We start from the raw sequence: 18,008 nt of genomic DNA on the forward strand, positions 1-18,008 counted from the left end.
CCCCGGTCGCCCTGATGCCGCGTCCGGCCCCTACCGACGCGGTGAACCATGAGCGGACCGCCCCCGTCGGGATCGCTCGCCGAGAGACCGTCGACGCCGACGGTCACCACGAAGAGCGAGGCGCCGATGAGCACCCCCACCACCACGTCCGTCACCGGAGGCGCCCCCCGCGTCGTCCGCACCCGTCCGCGCGCCGACGGCCGCGTCAACCCGACGACCGAGTACTCCGGTCTCCTCAGCACGGTCCGCGACGCGGGGCTCCTCCGCCGCCGCACCGGCTTCTACTACACGATGTTCGGCGCGCTGGTCCTCGCGCTCGGCGGCATCGTCACCGGCTTCGTCCTGCTGGGCGACTCCTGGTTCCAGCTCCTGCTCGCTGCCGCCCTCGGCATCGTGCTGACGCAGTTCGCCTTCCTCGCCCACGAGGCCTCGCACCGCCAGGTGTTTGAGTCCGGCAAGGCCAACGACGTCGCCGGCCGCACCCTCGCGAACCTCTTCGTCGGCATCAGCTACTCCTGGTGGATGACCAAGCACAGCCGCCACCACGCGAACCCGAACGTGCTGGGCAAGGACCCGGACATCGAGCGCGACGTCGTCTCCTTCACCGCCGAGGACGCGGCCCGCTCGCGCGGCCTCTACGCCTGGCTCACCCGCCGCCAGGGCTACGCGTTCTTCCCGCTCCTGCTGCTCGAGGGCCTCAACCTGCACCTGCACGGCTTCCGCACCGTGTTCGGCAAGGGCAAAGTCGACAAGCGCTGGGTCGAGATCACCATGCTCGTCACCCGCGTCGGCCTCTACCTCGCCGTCGTCTTCTGGGCCCTCCCCCTCGGCATGGCGTTCGCCTTCGTCGGCGTGCAGCTGGGCGTCTTCGGCCTCTACATGGGCGCCTCGTTCGCGCCGAACCACAAGGGCATGCCGCTGCTGCCGAAGGAGGCGCGCGTCGACTTCCTCCGCCGCCAGGTCCTCACCTCGCGCAGCATCCGCAGCACCTGGTTCACCGACCTCTACATGGGCGGACTGAACTACCAGGTGGAGCACCACCTCTTCCCGAACATGCCCCGCCCGGCGCTGCGCCGTGCGCAGGTCATCGCCAAGGAGTACTGCACCACCCACCAGATCCCCTACACCGAGACCTCGCTGATGGAGTCGTACGCGATCGTCGTCCGCTACCTCAACAAGGTCGGCCTGTCGGCCGGCGGCGACCCGTTCGACTGCCCCGCCGCCTCCGCCTACGGACGCTGAGCACTCCCCCTTCGGAGGCCCCTCGCACCTTCCCGGTGCGGGGGGCCTCCGTCGTTCGCGGGAGCGCAAGGGGGTGCCCCCGCGGGCGGCGGAGTCGTAGCGTCGAGACATGAGCAGCTCCGACTACGACATCGAGCCCACCCCCACCGACACGACCGACGGCGCCCGCACGCCCGACCCCGCCACCGAGACCGGCACCTCCGCGGGCCTCGACGAGGTCGGCGGCGCGGCCTCCCCCCTGGCCGACGGCGTCGGCGCCGACGGCGAGGAGCAGAACCCCCCGCTGCCCGACTGGGGCCCCACCGACGGCGTCCACGGCACCGACGCCGAGACCGACGCCTCGGGCACCGAGCAGCACTGACACGGCTCCGCGAGGGACCTCCCCGGCCGGTCGGCGAACGTTCCGACCGCGTTCCGAGGAGGTCCCTCCGTGTTCGCCGGAGGGTCGGCCGGCGCTCGGTCGGCGCGCCCTACACTGGCGAAATGCAGCCGACCGAACGCGCCCTCCGCGTGATCTCCTACAACCTCCGGGAGCACCGAGCGCACGCCGAGATCGCCCCCCTCGCCGCCCGCCACGACATCGACGTCCTGTGCCTGCAGGAGTGCGACACCACGAAGCTGCCGCAGGAGGTGGGCTCGCTCCGGCTCGCGTCCGTCACGGCCCGCAACCGCCTGGGCCTTGCCGTCTACTACTCGCAGGACCGCTTCGAGCTCTCCGGCAGCGCCGCTTTCGAGCTCAGCAAGTCCATGCACGACCGGGTGATGTCCCCCGCTCACGAGCGCCTGCTGGCCGTCCGCCTCGACGACCGCGACGGCGGATCGATCGCGGTCTCCTCCTTCCACGCCGCCCCGCTCTCGGCCGGCAACGCCCTGCGCCGCAAGCAGATCGACGAGGCGCTCAACCGGCTGCGCGAGTACGCGCCGGACACCCCCTCCCTGATGGTCGGCGACTACAACTACCCGTGGTTCTTCCGCGGACTCGACCGCCGGATGACCCGGAACGGCTACCTGGTCTCGCGGAGCGACTCCCCCACCTACGCGCGCTACCGCTACTTCAGCGGCCACTTCGACTTCGCGATCAGCGACTCCGTGCGGATCGAGCGGGTCTCCACGCTGCCCCAGGGCGTCTCGGACCACCTCCCGGTGATGGTCGACGCGCACTACGGCGTCCCCGCCGCCTGAGCGCGGGGCTCGCGGGCCCGCGCGGTCGGTAGGCTCAGGGGGTGACGACCCTGATCCTCGCCCGGCACGGAGAGACTGTCTGGCACTCCGAGAACCGCTTCGCGGGCTCCTCCGACATCGCGCTGACCCCCCGGGGCCAGGACCAGGCGGCGACTCTGGCCGCCTGGGCCGTCGACGCCGACCTCGAGGCGGTGTACTCCTCCACCCTGGTCCGGGCCGTGCGCACCGCCGTGCCCGCCGCGCGGGCGGCCCACCTCGAGCTGCAGCCCGACCCGGCCCTGGTCGAGGTCGACTTCGGCCGCGGCGAGGGGCTGACCACCGACGAGATGGAGAAGCGCTTCCCGGACGAGTACCACGCGTGGGTCGCGGCGCCGGCCATCCAGCCGATGCCCGGCGGCGAGTCCGGCCTCGACGCCGTCGCCCGCGCGAACACCTCGCTCGCCCGCATCCACCGCGAGCACCCCGACGGCCGCGTGCTCGTCGTCGCGCACGGCACGCTCATCCGCCTCCTGCTGTGCGCCTACCTCGGCATCAACCCGGAGACGTACCGGCACACCTTCCCGGTGGTCGACAACGTCTCGCTGACCACACTGCGCTGGGACGCGACCGGCGTCGGCCTGCTCGGCTACAACGTCCCGCCCGTCCAGACGCAGCGGCGCTCCAGCTGAGCGCAGCGGCCGCTCCGGAGCGGCGCCCGGCGAGCGCGGGCTCCATCGGCCTGGTGCTCGGGTCGGTCGCGAGCGTGCAGCTGGGCGCCTCCTTCGCCGTGCTGCTCTTCCCCGCCGCGGGGCCGATCGGCACCGTCACGCTCCGGCTGGTGTTCTCGGCCGTCGTGCTGCTCCTGGTCTGCCGTCCGCGGCTGCGCGGCCACAGCCGGAGCGACTGGGCCACCGTCGCCGCCTACGGTCTCGCCCTCGGCGGGATGAACGCCTGCTACTACGAGGCCATCGCCCGGATCCCGCAGGGCGCCGCCGTCACCCTCGAGGTGCTCGGGCCACTGACGCTCTCGGTGATCGCCGGGAGGAGCGTGCTGAGCCTGGTCTGGGCGGTGCTCGCGCTGGCCGGAGTGGTGACCCTGTCGCAGGGCGGGTTCTCGGCGCTGGACCCGGTCGGCGTCGGCTTCGCGCTGGGGGCCGCTGTGCTCTGGGCCGCGTACATCGTCTTCGCCGGCCGCACCGGCGGGCGGTTCCAGGGGATCGACGGGCTCGCGCTGGCGCTGGCGGCCGGCGCGATCGTGTCGCTGCCGTTCGGCATCGCCTCCGCCGGACCCGCCCTGGTGGTGCCGCCGGTGCTGCTCCTCGGGCTCGCCGTAGCGGTGCTCTCCTCCGCGGTGCCCTACGCGCTGGAGCTGCTGGCGCTGCGGCGCCTGCGCTCCTCCACCTTCTCGATCCTGATGTCGCTCTCCCCCGGGGCGGCCGCGCTCTCGGGCTTCCTCGTGCTCGGCCAGCGCCTCAGCGCCGTCGAGGCCGTCGGGATCGCGCTCGTGGTCGCCGCGAGCATCGGAGCGGTGCGGACCGCGCGGACCTCCGCCTGAGCGGCAGTTCTTTTGTTAGGCTAACTATGTGCCATCGACCGAGACCCTGCAGACCGAGACCCCTCAGACCGAGACCCTGCGGACCGATCTCCCGCTGACCTCCCTCGCCGGCGAGGTGCGGGCAGCGGTCGGCCGGCTCGGACGGCGGCTCCGGCAGGAGAAGGCCCAGCACGAGCTCAACGATCCGCAGTTCAGCGTGCTCGCGCTCCTGCACCGCGAGGGGGCGAAGACCCTCGGCGAGCTGGCCGAGGCGGAGCGGGTCCGCCCGCCGTCGATGACCCGCACGGTCGGCTGCCTGGTCGACGAAGGACTCGCGGAGCGCCTGGCCGACCCCGCCGACGGCCGCGTCACCCGCATCCGCCCCACAGAGGCCGGCACCGCACTGGTGCTCGACGTGCGCCGCAGCCGCGACGCGTGGCTCGTGGCGCGCCTCGAGGAGCTCCCTCCCGAGGACCTGCGCCTGCTCCACGACGCGGCGGCGGTCCTGCGCGCGGTGGCCGACCGATGAGCGCGATGTTCCGCTCCCTCGCCGTGCCGAACTACCGCATCTGGTTCGCGGGCGCAATGGTCTCGAACGTCGGCACCTGGATGCAGCGGACGGCCCAGGACTGGATCGTGATCAACGACCTGACCGACCACGACGCGACGGCGCTCGGCGTGACCATGGCACTGCAGTTCGGACCGCAGCTCGTGATGGTCCCCTTCTCCGGCTTCATCGCCGACCGCTTCGACCGGCGGAAGCTCCTGATGGCCACCCAGGGCGCGATGGGCGCGCTCGGGCTCGGCCTGGGGCTCATCGTCGTGACCGGGGTCGTCCAGCTCTGGATGGTCTACCTCTTCGCCCTGCTGCTCGGCTTCGCCGCGGCGATCGACGCGCCCGTGCGCCAGACCTTCGTCTCGGCGCTGGTCGAGGAGCGCGACCTCACCAACGCCGTCTCGCTGAACTCGGCCTCCTTCAACTCGGCGCGGATGATCGGACCGGCCCTCGCGGGCGTGCTCATCGCCGCGGTCGGCTCCGGCTGGGTCTTCCTCCTCAACGCCGCGAGCTTCCTCGCCGTCCTGCTCTCGCTGCGCGCGCTGCACCGCGACCAGCTCCGCAGCGCCCCGCGCGCCACCCGCGGCCCGGGTGCGCTGCTGGAGGGGTTCCGCTACGTCTCGAAGCGGCCGGACATCCTCGTGGTGCTCGCGATCGTGTTCCTGATCGGCACCTTCGGCCTGAACTTCCCGATCTTCGCCTCGACGATGGCGACCGTCGAGTTCGACATGGGGGCGAGCGAGTTCGGCCTGCTCTCCTCCGCGATCGCCGTCGGCTCGGTGCTGGGGGCGCTCCTCTCGGCTCGCCGCGACCGCCCGATGCTCCGGCTCATCGTCGGCGCCTCCGCGGCGTTCGGCGTCGCGCTCGCGCTGGCCGGCGTCATGCCGACGGTCTGGGCGTTCGCGATCCTGCTCCCCTTCGTCGGCATCGCGGCGCAGACGCTGATGACCTCGGCCAACGGCTACGTGCAGCTCTCGACCGCCCCCGAGATGCGGGGCCGGGTCATGGCGCTGTACATGGCCATCTTCGTCGGCGGCACCCCGATCGGCGCCCCGCTGATCGGCTGGGTCGCGAACGCCTACGGTCCGCGCCAGGCGATGCTGGTCGGCGCCGCCTCCGGGATCGCGGCGGCCGCCATCGGCCTCGCCTTCCACCTCCGCCTGCGCCGCGCCGCCCGGCTCGCGGCCCCCGGGCCGGAGGCTCTGCCCGCCACCGGCGGAGTCCCCCTGCTGCGTCCGCGCGCCTAGGCTCCGTCGGCCGGTCCGCACGCCGGGCGGATCCGCGGACCGCCCACTCGACGGGTCGCCCCCGACGCGGGGCGCGACCGCCGCGGGGCGCGACCGCCGCCCGCCCTCAGGCCTCGCGGGTGATCTCGACGCGGACGAAGAGCTTCGACGAGCGGGGCCCGGCGAACACCCCGCGCAACGGCGCGATGTCGTTGTAGTCGCGGCCCCGGCCGACGATGACGTGGCGGTCGCCGATGTCGATCAGGTTCGTCGGGTCGTAGCCGCGCCAGGCTCCTCCGCAGAACCACTCGACCCAGGCGTGGGACTCCCCCACCACGGTCTCGCCGATCTCGGCGTGCGGCTTGGGGTGCAGGTAGCCCGAGACGTAGCGCGCCGGGATGCCCACCGAGCGCAGAGCCCCGAGGACGATGTGCGTGATGTCCTGGCAGACGCCCTCGCGCGCGGTCCACGACTCCGTCGCGGTGGAGTGCACGCCGGTGACGCCCTGCCGGTAGGTCATCGCCCGGCCGATCGTCTCGGCGATCGTGAGCGCGGCCTCGCACGGCCCGGCCGCCTCGTCCGCGAGCGAGCGCGCCATCGCCGCGAGGTCCTCCGACGGCGCGGTGCGGTGGGTCTGCTTCGACTGCTCCACGTACTCGGTGCGCGTCTCGACCTGCTCGGACAGCTGATCCCACCCGGTCGGGTGGTCGGGGTGCTGCTTCGGCCGGATCTCGACGAGCGAGGTCGCCGTCAGCGAGAGCTCGCGGTGGGCGTCGAGCACGTCGAACGACGAGACGCGGGTGCCCCAGTAGTCGGTGTAGGCGTGCACCGAGGTCACCGGCCGGATGTCGAGGTTCGAGAACAGCACCAGCTGCCCGTCCGAGGAAGCGGGGAGCATCCGCGCCTCGTTGTAGGACGCGACCACGTCCCCCGCGTAGGTGAAGCCCGTGGTGTGCCTGATGCGCAGCCTGCTCACAGCGCCTCCCCGATCCAGCTCGGCATGACGTTGGTGGGGAAGTACCGCTGGCGGATCGCCTCGGACGCGGCCGAGGTCGCCTCCTGCACGCTGTCCATGTGCCGCGGGAGGTCCTCGAGGATGTCGGTGATCGGCCGGAACTCCAGCTCGCTGCGGATCCGCCCGAGGACGCGCTGCGCGTCGCCGGAGTGGCCGATGCGGCCGGTGCGCGGCTCGATGTCGCGCATGCACGCCTCCGCCCGCGAGACCGAGAAGAGGATCGAGCGCGGGAACAGCCGGTCCAGGAGGAGGAACTCGGCCGCGTTCCGCGCGCTCGGCACGCCCCGGTAGGTGCGCAGGTACGCCTCGTAGGCGCCGCAGGAGCGGAGGATCGTGGTCCAGGACGGGCCGCTCGCCTCGGTCAGCGAGCGGGTGGCGAGCAGGCGGGCGGTCATGTCGGCGCGCTCGATCGAGCGGCCGAGGGTGAAGAATTGCCAGGCCTCGTCGCGCGAGGTCGCCGACTCGATGATGCCGACGGCGAGGGCGGAGCGCTCGCGCACCCAGCTGAAGAACTCCGACACCCGCTCGCCCGAGACGCGGCGCGGCATCCGGGTCCGCGTGGTGTTCAGGCACTCCCAGAGCTCGGTCGAGACGATCTCGCGCGCCCGGCGGGCGTTCTCGCGGGCCGCGCCGAGTGAATAGGCGATCGAGGCGGGGTTCGTGCGGTCGATCGCGAGGATCGCCAGCACGTCGGCACGGGTGATCTCGCGCATGTCGTCGGGCGGGGTCGAGCCCATCACCGACAGGAGCGAGCGGCAGGCCGTGTCCTCGTCGATCCACGGGTCCTCGAGCAGGAGCTGGAGGTGGACGTCGAGGATGCGGGCGGTGCCGTCGGACCGCTCGATGTAGCGGCCGATCCAGAACAGCGACTCGGCGATCCGGGAGAGCATCAGTCGTCCTCCCCCGCCGCGAGCGTCTGCTGCTGCTGCTGCTGCTGGTCCTGGTCGGTGTTCGGCGCGTCCTGCGGCGAGTGGTCGGGCGTGTGGTTGAGCGGGTAGACGATCGGGATGGAGCTGGTGACAGCGGCCTGCTCGGCGACGAGCGCCTGGATGTCGCGCGCCTCGGGCTCGGCGCTGCGCGCCTCCTCGAGGCCGACCACCCAGGTGTCCTTCGATCCGCCGCCCTGCGACGAGTTGACGACGAGCTGCCCCTCCGGGAGCGCGACGCGGGTCAGGCCGCCGGGCAGCACCCAGACGTCGGTGCCGTCGTTCACGGCGAAGGGCCGCAGGTCGGCGTGCCGGGGGCGCATCCCGTCGTCGACGAGGGTGGGGATGGTGGAGAGCTGCACGACCGGCTGCGCGATCCAGCCGCGCGGGTCGGCCTGGAGGCGGGACCGCAGCTCCGCGAGCTCCTTCGCCGAGGCGGCCGGCCCCACGACCAGGCCCTTGCCGCCGGAGCCGTCGACCGGCTTCACGACGAGCTCGTCGAGACGGTCGAGCACCTCCTCGAGCGCTCCCGGGTCCTCGAGGCGCCACGTGTCGACGTTCTTGATCACCGGCTCCTCCGAGAGGTAGTAGCGGATGAGGTCGGGCAGGTACGTGTAGACGAGCTTGTCGTCGGCGACGCCGTTGCCGACCGCGTTGGCGATCGTGACGTTCCCGAGCCGGGCCGCGAGCATCAGCCCGGGCGAGCCGAGCATCGAGTCGGCGCGGAACTGCAGCGGATCGAGGAACTCGTCGTCCACGCGGCGGTAGATCACGTCGACCCGGGTCGGGCCGGATGTGGTGCGCATGAACACCTTGCCGCCCGTGCAGAACAGGTCGCGGCCCTCGACCAGCTCGACGCCCATGAGGCGGGCGAGGAGGGTGTGCTCGAAGTAGGCGGAGTTGTAGACGCCCGGAGTGAGCACGACCACGGTCGGGTCGTCGACGCCGTCGGGGGCGGAGGCGCGCAGGGCCTGCAGCAGCTTGTTCGGGTAATCGCCGACCGGGCGCACCCGCATCGAGACGAACAGCTCGGGCAGCGTCTGCGCCATCACCCGGCGGTTCGAGATGACGTAGGAGACGCCGGAGGGCACGCGGACGTTGTCCTCGAGGACCCGCCAGCCGCCCTTCTCATCGCGGATCAGGTCGATCCCGGACACCTGGATCCGCACGCCGTTCGCGGGGACGATGCCCGCGGCCTGCCGGTGGAAGTGGCTCGAGCTCGAGATCAGCCCGGCGGGGATGACGCCGTCGGCCACGGCGTTCTGCGGGCCGTAGACGTCGGCGAGGAACGCCTCGAGAGCACGGACCCGCTGCTTGATGCCGGTCTGCACCTCGTTCCACTCGGCGCGCTCGATCACCCGGGGGACGGCGTCGAGCGGGAACGGCCGCTCCTCCCCCGCGAAGTCGAAGGTGACGCCCTGCGCGAGGTAGGAGGAGGCGAGCGCGTCGGTGCGGCCGCGCAGCTCCTCCTGGGTCATCCGCGCGAGCGAGGAGTAGATGTCGCGGTAGGCGCCGCGGACCCCGTCGGGGCCTCCGGTCGACGCCACGTCGGCGAACATCTCGTCCCAGGGGGTGGCGCCCGTGTCGGGCCGCTCGACCTTCTGGGACCCGTATCCGTCGAAGAGGTCACCCATGGCACGACTCTAGTGCGGGGCGTATTGCGGGGATGTTTCGGGCGGCCGCAGGGCGAGCGGGGCGGGTCGGCGACGTCCGGGCACGGCACCGGCGCCGTCCTCCGACAGGCCGGCGGAGGCCCGGGGATCCACGGGAATAGATCCGGCCGCACGTGGTTGAATGAGGATGTACATGCAAACGCATGGACCAGGCCCCACCGGGCCGGAGGACAGAAGGAGCGCCTGATGCAGTTCGGCATCTTCACGGTCAGCGACATCACGACCGACCCCACGACCGGACGGACCCCGTCCGAGTCCGAGAAGATCCAGGCGACCCTCGCGATCGCGCTGAAGGCGGAGGAGATCGGCCTCGACGTCTTCGCCCTGGGCGAGCACCACAACCCGCCGTTCTGGTCCTCCTCCCCCACCACCACGCTCGGCTACCTCGCGGCGAAGACCGAGAGGATCACGCTCTCCACCGCGATGGCCCTCATCACCACGAACGACCCGGTGAAGCTCGCCGAGGACTACGCGATGCTCCAGCACCTCGCCGGCGGCCGCATCGACCTGATGCTCGGCCGCGGCAACACCGGCCCCGTCTACCCGTGGTTCGGCAAGGACATCCGCCGCGGCATCGAGCTGACGATCGAGAACTACGACCTGCTGCACCGCCTGTGGACCGAGGACTTCGTCGACTGGGAGGGCCACTTCCGCACGCCCCTCCAGGGCTTCCAGTCGACCCCGCGCCCCCTCGACGGCGTCGCGCCGTTCGTGTGGCACGGATCGATCCGCTCGCCGCAGATCGCCGAGCAGGCCGCCTACTACGGGGACGGCTTCTTCGCGAACCACATCTTCTGGCCCGCCTCGCACACCCAGAAGATGGTGCAGCTCTACCGCCAGCGCTTCGAGCACTACGGCCACGGGACCGCCGACCAGGCGATCGTCGGCCTCGGCGGGCAGATCTTCCTGGCGAAGAACTCGCAGGACGCGGTCTCGCAGTTCCGCCCCTACTTCGACAACGCCCCCGTCTACGGCCACGGCCCCTCGCTCGAGGACTTCACGGAGCAGACCCCGCTCACCGTCGGCTCCCCGCAGCAGATCATCGACCGCACCCTCGGCTTCCGCGAGTACGTCGGCGACTACCAGCGCCAGCTCTTCCTGATGGACCACGCGGGACTCCCGCTGAAGACCGTCCTGGAGCAGATGGACATGCTCGGCGAGATCCTCCCCGCTCTCCGCGCCGGCTTAGCCGAGGGCCGCCCCGCGCACGTGCCCGACGCCCCCACCCATGCCTCCCTCGTGGCCGCGCGCGACGCGCAGCCCGCGGCCGAGCCTGTCACCGTCTAGTCAGGAGCTCTCCATGGACACCCGCAGGATCACCGTCCTCTCGGCCGGCCTCAGCCAGCCGTCCTCGACCCGGCTGCTCGCCGACCGCCTGGCCGACGCCGCCGAGTCCTCCCTCACCGAGCAGGGCTTCGCCGTCGAGCGGAGCGTCGTGGAGCTGCGCGACCTCGCGCACGACGTCACGAACAACCTCCTCACCGGCTTCGCGAGCCCCGCTCTGCAGACCGCGCTCGACGCGGTCACCGGCGCCGACGGCCTGATCGCCGTGACGCCGATCTTCACCACCAGCTACAGCGGGCTCTTCAAGTCGTTCGTCGACGTGCTCGACACGGAGGCGCTGCGCGGCCTGCCCGTGCTGCTGGCGGCCACGGGCGGGTCCCCCCGCCACTCCCTGGCCGTCGACTACGCGATGCGCCCGCTCTTCACCTACCTGCACGCGGCGCCCCTCGCGACCACCGTGTTCGCGGCGACGGACGACTGGGGCGGCGCGACCGAGGACGGACGGGCACTGCCCTCGCGCATCGAGCGCGCCGGACGCGAGCTGGCCGATCAAGCCGCCCGCTCCTCCCGCTCGGGCTCCGCGCCCGACCCGTGGGCGCTCGACGGCTCGTTCGAGGGGATGCTCGGCCGCCGCGGCTGAACGCCCGCCGCGCGGATCGGCCGCTCCTCTCATGGATCGGCCGATCCGTCCAGCCGCGATTCCCGCGGCCCTGCCGGAATAGCCTGCCCCCGGGAGCCTGCCGCTGGCCCCCGGAAGGAGGCCGTCATGGGCCTGACCAGCAAGGGGCTCCCCGCGGGGGCTCTCGACCTCTCGCAGCTCGGACGCGCGGTCCTCGACCGCCGCCGCTTCCTCGGAGCGCTCGGCGTCGCCGCCTCCGTCCCGGTCCTCTCCGGCTGCGGCTTCGCCCCCGCGGGCCCCGCGGCGAGCGCCGGCAGCGACACCCTCACCTTCACCACCTGGGGCACCGACGCCGAGCTGGCCGGCTTCCAGCGCGCGATCGACGCGTTCCAGACGGCGAACGCCGGCGCCACCGTGACCCTCAACGCGGTCCCGTACGAGCAGATGTTCACCAACATCGACGCGCAGCTGCAGGCGGGGAACCCGCCGGACGTCTTCCGGGTCCCGTACTACACGTTCGGCAGCTACGCCGGCCGCGACCAGCTCCTGGACCTGTCGGGCTTCCTCGACTCCGACGTCGCCGAGCGGTTCACCGATCCGGCCTGGGCCGCAGTGCAGAGCGGCGGGAGCCCCTTCGGCGTCCCCCACCACACCGACACCTCGCTGATCCTCTACAACACGCAGGTGCTGGCCGACGCGGGCGTCACCTCCTTCCCCTCCTCGCCCGAGGAGGCGTGGACCTGGGAGGAGTTCACCGAGGTCGGGCGGAAGCTGCGCGCCTCGCTCCCCGCCGAGCGCTACCCCTTCGCCTACAACTGGCAGGGCAACGGCGTCACGCGCTGGCTCAGCCTGCTCTTCCAGGCCGACGGCCGCTTCCTCACCGAGGACCTGTCCGGGCCCGCGATCGACTCCGCCGCCGGCCGCGCCGCGATCGACTTCAGCCGCAGCTTCTTCACCGACGGCCTCGTGCCGCCGAGCAGCTCCGTGCAGGCGACCACCTACGCCAGCGACCTCTGGTACTCGCAGACCACCGCGATGACCTTCGCCGGCGCGTTCCTCATCCCCGACGCCGACTCCACCCTCGACTTCGAGTGGGGCGCCACCTACTCCCCGCGCAACGTGCGCGGAGGCGGCGACTTCGGCGGCAACGCCCTCGTCGCGACCAAGGCCGCGAAGAACCCGGAGCTGGCCGCCTCCTTCCTCGCGTTCGTGACGGAGGAGGAGGCGATGCGCGACTTCTGCGCCGGCGCCTCCCTCCTCCCCACCCGTCGCGACCTCACGGAGTCGGGCATCGAGTTCGCCGTGCGCCCCGAGCTCGCCGAAGTGTTCCTCGGCCAGGCGGGCGCCGTCCAGGCGTCCGACTCGGCGCAGGTCGCCTCGCCCGACATGGCCGCGATCATCACGGTGCTCAAGGAGCAGCTGGAGCAGGCCTTCGTCGGCGGGCGCAGCACCGAGGACACCATCGCCGGCCTCACCTCCGGCATCGCGGCCGCGACGCAGTGAGCCGGTCGGTCCTCGCGCCGGAGGCGGTGACCGCCCGCCCCCGGCGCACCTCCCGCGCCCCCGCCCGCGAGACGGCGGCCGCCTACGCGTTCCTCGCGCCGAACCTGCTGATGCTCGGGCTGTTCGTGTTCGTCCCCCTGGGCGGCGCGTTCCTGATCGGCTTCCAGCGCACGAACGGCTTCGGCGACGGCGTCTTCGTCGGGCTCGACAACTACGCGCGGCTGCTCGGCGACGGCCTCTTCTGGCGCTCGACGCTGAACACGGCGCTGTTCACCCTGATCGTGACCCCGCTCTCGATGGCGCTGGGCCTCGGCGCGGCGGTGCTGATGAACTCGGTGCTGCCCGCGCGTCCGGTGTTCCGCAGCATCCTCATCCTGCCGATGGCGGTCTCCGGCGTGGCGACGGCGCTGATGGGCGTGCTGATCTTCGACGAGAACAGCGGCGTGCTCGACGGCATGCTCCAGACGATCGGCCTCCCCCGCATCGCCTGGCAGTCCGGCGGAGCGGCGGCCTTCGCCTCCGTGGTGCTCGTCACCCTGTGGTGGCGCACCGGCTTCAACATGCTGATCTACCTGGCGGGGCTGCAGGGGGTGAACCCGGCGCTCTACGAGGCGGCCCGGCTCGACGGAGCGAACGCGTGGCAGCAGTTCCGCCACGTGACGCTGCCGCTGGTCGGCCCGTCGTCGTTCTTCCTGCTCATCCTCAACGTCATCTACTCGTTCCAGGTGTTCGACATCGTCTTCGTGCTCACCGGCGGCGGACCGCAGAACGCGACCTCGGTGCTCGTGACCTACGCCTACGACACCGGATTCGTCACCCGCGACCAGGGCTACGCCGCGGCCATCGGCATCGTGCTGCTGATCCTGACCATGATCTTCACCGCGGTGCAGTGGCGCACCAACCGCTCGAGGGACCTCGTCGAATGATCCGCACGTCGCGCACCTCGCGCCTGCTCCGCCTCGCCCTCGCCCTCGCCGTCTCGGTGGTCATCGTCTTCCCGCTGTACTGGATGGTCGTCGTCGCGTTCTCCTCGCGGTCCGAGCTGCTCGGCGGCACCCTCCGCCTCTGGCCGCGCGAGCTGACGCTGGTGAACTTCGAGCGCGTGTTCTCGTCGTTCCCCGTGGCGACCTGGTTCGGCAACTCCCTCGCGATCAGCCTGGTCACCGCTTTGATCACCGTGACGATCAACCTGCTCGGCGGCTACGCCTTCGCGCAGCTGCGGTTCCGCGGATCCGGCGTGCTCTTCCTCCTGGCTCTGTCGACGCTCACCCTGCCCGTGCAGGTGATCATGGTGGCGCTGTTCCGGCTCGTCACCGACCTCGGCCTCTACGGGAGCTACTGGGCGGTGATCCTGCCGACGGCGGCATCGGCGTTCGGGCTGTTCCTGGCGCGGCAGTTCATCCTCGCGATCCCGCGGGACCTGATCGAGGCGGCCCGGATCGACGGCGCCGGGCACTTCCGCGTGTTCACGGCCATCGTCCTCCCCCTCTCGAAGCCGCTCATCGCCGTGCTCTTCTTCATGTCGCTGCTCGGCTCCTGGAACGACTTCGCCTGGCCGCTCATCGCCCTGAAGGAGAACGCGCTGTTCACGCTCCCGATCGGGCTGCTCTTCCTCCAGGGGCAGTTCGGCAGCGACTACGGAGCGACCATGGCGTTCGCCCTGGTGAACGTCGTGCCGATGGTGGTGCTGTTCCTGGTGTTCCAGCGCTACTTCGTGCTGGGCTTCGCGCGCAGCGGCCTCCGCTGACCCCGCGGCGGGGGATGCCGATCGGTGCGCTGAGCGGCCATTCGTCCCCCCGTCCGGGGCCGGGAGTGTCAATCCCCCCGTTCCGCCGACCCGGCCGGCGCCGCCCCGGGGTACCGTCGTCGCAGGCGCCCACCTCGTGCGCTCCGGAGCGCACCGTTCGAGCGGAAGGCGGGATCGCCATGAGTACCGTCGCCGCGAACGCCGCCCAGCAGAAGGTGGCCGGCCGCTACTACCTGATCGAGCGCATCGGCTCCGGCGGGATGGGCTCGGTCTACCGGGCCCGCGACGAGACCGTGCAGCGCGAGGTCGCCGTGAAGGTGTTCCGCGCGGAGGCCTCGAACCCCGAGGACGTGGCCCGCCAGGAGCGCGAAGTGCGGATGCTGAGCTCCTTCGCCCACCCCGGCATCGTCAACCTCTTCGACGCGGGGCTGCACAACTTCGGCGGCGAGGTCCGCCGCTACGTCGTGATGGAGCTCGTCGCCGACCCCACGATGGAGGCGCGGCTCGAGTCCGGCCCCCTCCCGGCGGCGGAGGTCGCGGCGATCGGCACGCAGCTCGCCGAGGCCCTGGCCTACCTGCACGAGCGCGGCGTCGTGCACCGCGACGTGAAGCCCGCGAACATCCTGGTCAGCGAGGTCGCCTCCAGCGGCTACACCCGCACCGCCAAGCTCACCGACTTCGGCGTGGCCCACTTCATGGACGGCTCCCGCCTCACCAGCGACGGCGTCGTGATCGGCACCGCGAGCTTCGTCAGCCCGGAGCAGGTCGCGGGCGAGCCGATCAGTGGAGCGAGCGACGTCTTCTCCCTCGGCCTGGTCCTCCTCGAGGCGATCACCGGTCACCGGGAGTACTCGGGCACCGTCCTCGAGGCGGCGATCGCCCGCCTCCACCGCAGCCCCTCCGTGCCCGACGCCCTGCCGGCGGAGTGGCGGGCGCTGCTGACCTCGATGACACAGAGGGACCCGGAGAAGCGGCCGACCGCCGACGAGGTCGCGCACCGGCTCCGCGGCGGGATGACGACGGGCTCGGCTTCGGGCGCGCCGACCGCCTCGGACTCGCGCGCGGCACGGATCCGGCGCTCCGTGATCATCGGCTCGAGCGTGGTCGGCGTCGGCGCGATCGCGGCGCTGTCGTGGATGCTCGGAGCGCTCGCCGGTCGCTGAACGACCGGGCGCGGGGCCCTAGGCCTCGCCGGGGAACGCGGGACGGAGCACGATCCGCGTCCAGGCGCCTACGTAGATCCGATCGCCCTCCTCGACCTCGCGGCGCTGACCGGCGGCGATCGGCGACTGCGGGAGCGGGGCCCCGGCCGGGGCGAGGTACGTGCCGTTCGCCGACTGCAGATCCTCGACCCACCAGCGGTAGCCGTCGGTGCTCAGCTGGCAGTGGCGCCGCGAGACACCGGAGTCGGAGCCGCAGTCCACCTGCGGCGAGATGCCGCGGGAGACGGACGGGCGGCCGACGAGCAGGGTGCGCTCGCGGAGGACGACGGTCGCGGGCGGGCCGGGCGAGGGCATCGGGTCGTCGGCGCGCTGCTCGGCGTACCACTCCGGGTCGACCCAGAGCTCGGCGATCCACGGGCGGTCCGGGTCCGCGGAGGCGGCGGCGGGGCGGGCGGAGCCGGTGGCCGGCGCGGACGCGGACTCCTCCTCCGACGCTGAGGCCTCGGGTGCCGCGTCGGGGACTGCGGCCTCGGGTGCAGGGGCCTCGGGGATCACCTCGGTCGGCGGAGCGGCGGGCGGCGCGGTCGCGACGGGGGTGTCGAAGCCGGCCTCCTGCTCCGGGACCAGCTCGGTGGGAGCCGCGGGATCGGCCTGCGGCGCGGGCGCCTCGCCCAGGTGCTGGGCCGGGTCCCCCGACGGCGTCGCGGAGCCGCCGACCTCGCCCGGAGCGCGGACGGCGCCGGAGGAGGTGAACGGATCGGCCTCGGGGAGGGAGCCGGTCGTGAAGTCGTAGCCGCAGTTCTCGCAGAACAGGGCGCCGGGCTCGTTCGGGAACGAGCAGTGCGGGCAGACCGAGGGGCCGGTCGGGATCGCGGTGGTCGGCGCGGCGGGAGCGGGCGACGGGGCCGCAGCGGCACCGATGGGCGCCCCGCAGACGTCGCAGTAGTCGCCGGACTGCGAGGTGTGCCCCTCGGGGCAGCGGAAGCTCACTTGCGCACCCGCGTGGTCTTGGTCGACGCGGTGTCCAGCGCCATCTCGTCGAGGCGGTCCACGCCGCGCTTGAGCCGCACGGTGCCCTCGTTCGGGTTGTCGATCTCGACGACCTTCCGCAGCTTCGCGGTCGCCTCGTCGTTCCCGGTGACGGAGGCGAGCTGCACCGCGCGCCCGAGCTTGACCGTGGCGGTCGCCTCGTCGCCCCGCGCCTTGGCCGCGAGCCCGTCCTGGATCGCCGAGGCGAGCTCGGTCTGGCCGGTGTAGTGGGCGACGGCGGGGTCGATGCGGGCGGTCAGGGCGGAGTCGTCCGTCCAGCGCGCCTTCACCAGGGCGGAGGCGACCACCTCGTCGCGCACGCTGAGCTGCACCCGCGCGGCGAGCTGCTCCGAGCCGACCGGCTTCGACGCGACCCGGACCGCCACGTGGTACTCCCGCGACTCGTCGCCCCAGGCGCCGGTCGGGTAGGCGCCGGTGAGCGGGTTCACGGCGTTCCGCCGGGAGCTGAGGTCCTCGAGGTTCGGCGCGACCTGGCGGACGAAGAGCAGCTGCGCGCCCTGCGGAGTCCAGACGCGCAGCTCGCCGTTGGCGACTCCCCGGCCCATCGACGCCCGCATCAGCGACTCGAAGTCGGCCGCCATGTCGGCCGGGTTCGCGATCAGGCCCACGGTGCCCAGCAGGGCGCTCGCGATGGTGCGCGCCTCCTCGACGATCCAGCGGGAGCCGACGCCGCGCACGTCGCACTGGAAGTCGCCCGACGCCGCGCGGATCGCCGCGTCCAGCTGCATCCGCGACTCGTGCTCGTTCTTGCCGTCGGTGAGGAGGATCGCGTGCCTCTGCGTCGCCTCCGGCACGGTCGCGAACAGCTGGCGGGCGAGGGTCAGCCAGGTGCCCATCGCGGTGCCGCCGTCGGCCTGGAGGTAGCCGATCGCCTCCTTCGCCGCGGCTCGCGCCCCCGGCTCCATCCGCACCATCGAGACGGTGGCGTTGGGGTACGGGAAGGCGCGGTCGGCGCGCTCGGACCCGGCCACGACGGCGAAGAAGGTGCCGTCCAGGATCTGGTCGACGGCCACGGCGGCAGCGCGCTTCGCGGCCGTCATGTTCTCGCCGGTCATCGATCCGGAGCAGTCCACGATGATGATCTCGGCCGCGGCCCCGTCGGACCCGGCGACCCCCGTGCCGGACGCGGTCACCGTGACGATGGCGTGCACGTCGGTGGCGCCGTCCGAGAGGAACTCGTTCTGGAAAACACTCGCGCTGAACTCCGCCATTCCGGCAGTTTACGGGGACGCCCGGCCCGAGCGGCCCTCCATCGCCGAGGATCGGCCGGGCATCGCGGCCCGACGCCTGCACGACAGCTGTCGGGGCC

18 protein-coding genes are annotated in these 18,008 nt (G+C 72.4%); 13 read left to right on the plus strand and 5 right to left on the minus strand.

The window, feature by feature from the left end:
- Nucleotides 1-126: 126 nt before the first annotated feature.
- The 7 genes from C5B98_RS03505 (at nt 127) to C5B98_RS03535 (ending at nt 5,740) form a co-directional block, all read left to right on the plus strand.
- Complete coding sequence (locus C5B98_RS03505) at nt 127-1,242, plus strand: acyl-CoA desaturase (protein ID WP_104226226.1); 1,116 nt, start codon at nt 127-129, stop codon at nt 1,240-1,242.
- A 109-nt stretch (nt 1,243-1,351) separates the two neighbouring features.
- The gene (locus C5B98_RS03510; RefSeq protein WP_104246865.1) at nt 1,352-1,603 is read left to right on the plus strand and encodes a hypothetical protein; all 252 of its coding nucleotides are present in this window, start codon (nt 1,352-1,354) and stop codon (nt 1,601-1,603) included.
- Between the two features lie 122 nt (nt 1,604-1,725).
- Nucleotides 1,726-2,424 (plus strand): endonuclease/exonuclease/phosphatase family protein, encoded by a 699-nt coding sequence (locus C5B98_RS03515; protein WP_104223855.1) that lies wholly within the window; start codon nt 1,726-1,728, stop codon nt 2,422-2,424.
- A 41-nt stretch (nt 2,425-2,465) separates the two neighbouring features.
- Nucleotides 2,466-3,092 (plus strand): histidine phosphatase family protein, encoded by a 627-nt coding sequence (locus C5B98_RS03520; RefSeq protein ID WP_104223854.1) that lies wholly within the window; start codon nt 2,466-2,468, stop codon nt 3,090-3,092.
- Between the two features lie 53 nt (nt 3,093-3,145).
- Nucleotides 3,146-3,958, plus strand: coding sequence for a DMT family transporter (locus C5B98_RS03525; RefSeq protein WP_244230592.1), 813 nt, complete (start codon nt 3,146-3,148; stop codon nt 3,956-3,958).
- A 28-nt stretch (nt 3,959-3,986) separates the two neighbouring features.
- A complete protein-coding gene (locus C5B98_RS03530; RefSeq protein ID WP_258063428.1) occupies nt 3,987-4,466 on the plus strand; it encodes a MarR family winged helix-turn-helix transcriptional regulator in 480 nt (159 codons plus the stop codon).
- A complete protein-coding gene (locus C5B98_RS03535) occupies nt 4,463-5,740 on the plus strand; it encodes an MFS transporter (protein ID WP_104327326.1) in 1,278 nt (425 codons plus the stop codon). Before C5B98_RS03530 ends, C5B98_RS03535 begins: the two co-directional genes overlap by 4 nt.
- A 106-nt stretch (nt 5,741-5,846) precedes the next feature.
- Here the strand turns inward: C5B98_RS03535 and C5B98_RS03540 are convergent, their stop codons facing one another.
- From C5B98_RS03540 to C5B98_RS03550, 3 genes are read right to left on the minus strand one after another with little or no spacing between them, the layout of a single operon-like run.
- On the minus strand, nt 5,847-6,695 hold the full coding sequence (locus C5B98_RS03540) for a transglutaminase family protein (protein WP_104327327.1): 849 nt from the start codon (nt 6,693-6,695) through the stop codon (nt 5,847-5,849).
- Complete coding sequence (locus C5B98_RS03545; protein ID WP_104223851.1) at nt 6,692-7,624, minus strand: alpha-E domain-containing protein; 933 nt, start codon at nt 7,622-7,624, stop codon at nt 6,692-6,694. Before C5B98_RS03545 ends, C5B98_RS03540 begins: the two co-directional genes overlap by 4 nt.
- Nucleotides 7,624-9,294: a circularly permuted type 2 ATP-grasp protein gene (locus C5B98_RS03550; RefSeq protein WP_104327328.1), complete on the minus strand. Its 1,671-nt coding sequence runs from the start codon at nt 9,292-9,294 to the stop codon at nt 7,624-7,626. Before C5B98_RS03550 ends, C5B98_RS03545 begins: the two co-directional genes overlap by 1 nt.
- Before the next feature lie 225 nt (nt 9,295-9,519).
- On the opposite strand from C5B98_RS03550, the gene C5B98_RS03555 reads away from it, so the two are divergent.
- From C5B98_RS03555 to C5B98_RS03580, 6 genes are all read left to right on the plus strand, one after another.
- Nucleotides 9,520-10,620, plus strand: coding sequence for an LLM class flavin-dependent oxidoreductase (locus C5B98_RS03555; protein WP_104327329.1), 1,101 nt, complete (start codon nt 9,520-9,522; stop codon nt 10,618-10,620).
- A gap of 13 nt (nt 10,621-10,633) precedes the next feature.
- Nucleotides 10,634-11,257, plus strand: a complete 624-nt coding sequence (locus C5B98_RS03560) for an FMN reductase (RefSeq protein ID WP_104327330.1) — start codon at nt 10,634-10,636, stop codon at nt 11,255-11,257.
- Between the two features lie 126 nt (nt 11,258-11,383).
- A complete protein-coding gene (locus C5B98_RS03565) occupies nt 11,384-12,739 on the plus strand; it encodes a sugar ABC transporter substrate-binding protein (RefSeq protein ID WP_104327331.1) in 1,356 nt (451 codons plus the stop codon).
- Between the two features lie 26 nt (nt 12,740-12,765).
- Nucleotides 12,766-13,665, plus strand: coding sequence for a carbohydrate ABC transporter permease (locus C5B98_RS03570; RefSeq protein WP_244229482.1), 900 nt, complete (start codon nt 12,766-12,768; stop codon nt 13,663-13,665).
- Complete coding sequence (locus C5B98_RS03575) at nt 13,662-14,486, plus strand: carbohydrate ABC transporter permease (RefSeq protein WP_104327332.1); 825 nt, start codon at nt 13,662-13,664, stop codon at nt 14,484-14,486. The genes C5B98_RS03570 and C5B98_RS03575 overlap by 4 nt, the downstream gene beginning before the upstream one ends.
- Nucleotides 14,487-14,665: 179 nt before the next feature.
- Complete coding sequence (locus C5B98_RS03580) at nt 14,666-15,649, plus strand: serine/threonine-protein kinase (protein ID WP_181027112.1); 984 nt, start codon at nt 14,666-14,668, stop codon at nt 15,647-15,649.
- An 18-nt stretch (nt 15,650-15,667) separates the two neighbouring features.
- On the opposite strand, the gene C5B98_RS03585 is transcribed toward C5B98_RS03580, so the two are convergent.
- Complete coding sequence (locus tag C5B98_RS03585) at nt 15,668-16,639, minus strand: FHA domain-containing protein (RefSeq protein WP_104327334.1); 972 nt, start codon at nt 16,637-16,639, stop codon at nt 15,668-15,670.
- A complete protein-coding gene (locus C5B98_RS03590; RefSeq protein WP_104238603.1) occupies nt 16,636-17,910 on the minus strand; it encodes a VWA domain-containing protein in 1,275 nt (424 codons plus the stop codon). Before C5B98_RS03590 ends, C5B98_RS03585 begins: the two co-directional genes overlap by 4 nt.
- Nucleotides 17,911-18,008: the final 98 nt, after the last annotated feature.

The sequence above is a fragment of the Rathayibacter sp. AY1A5 genome, from assembly GCF_002930875.1.
Lineage (GTDB): Bacteria > Actinomycetota > Actinomycetes > Actinomycetales > Microbacteriaceae > Rathayibacter.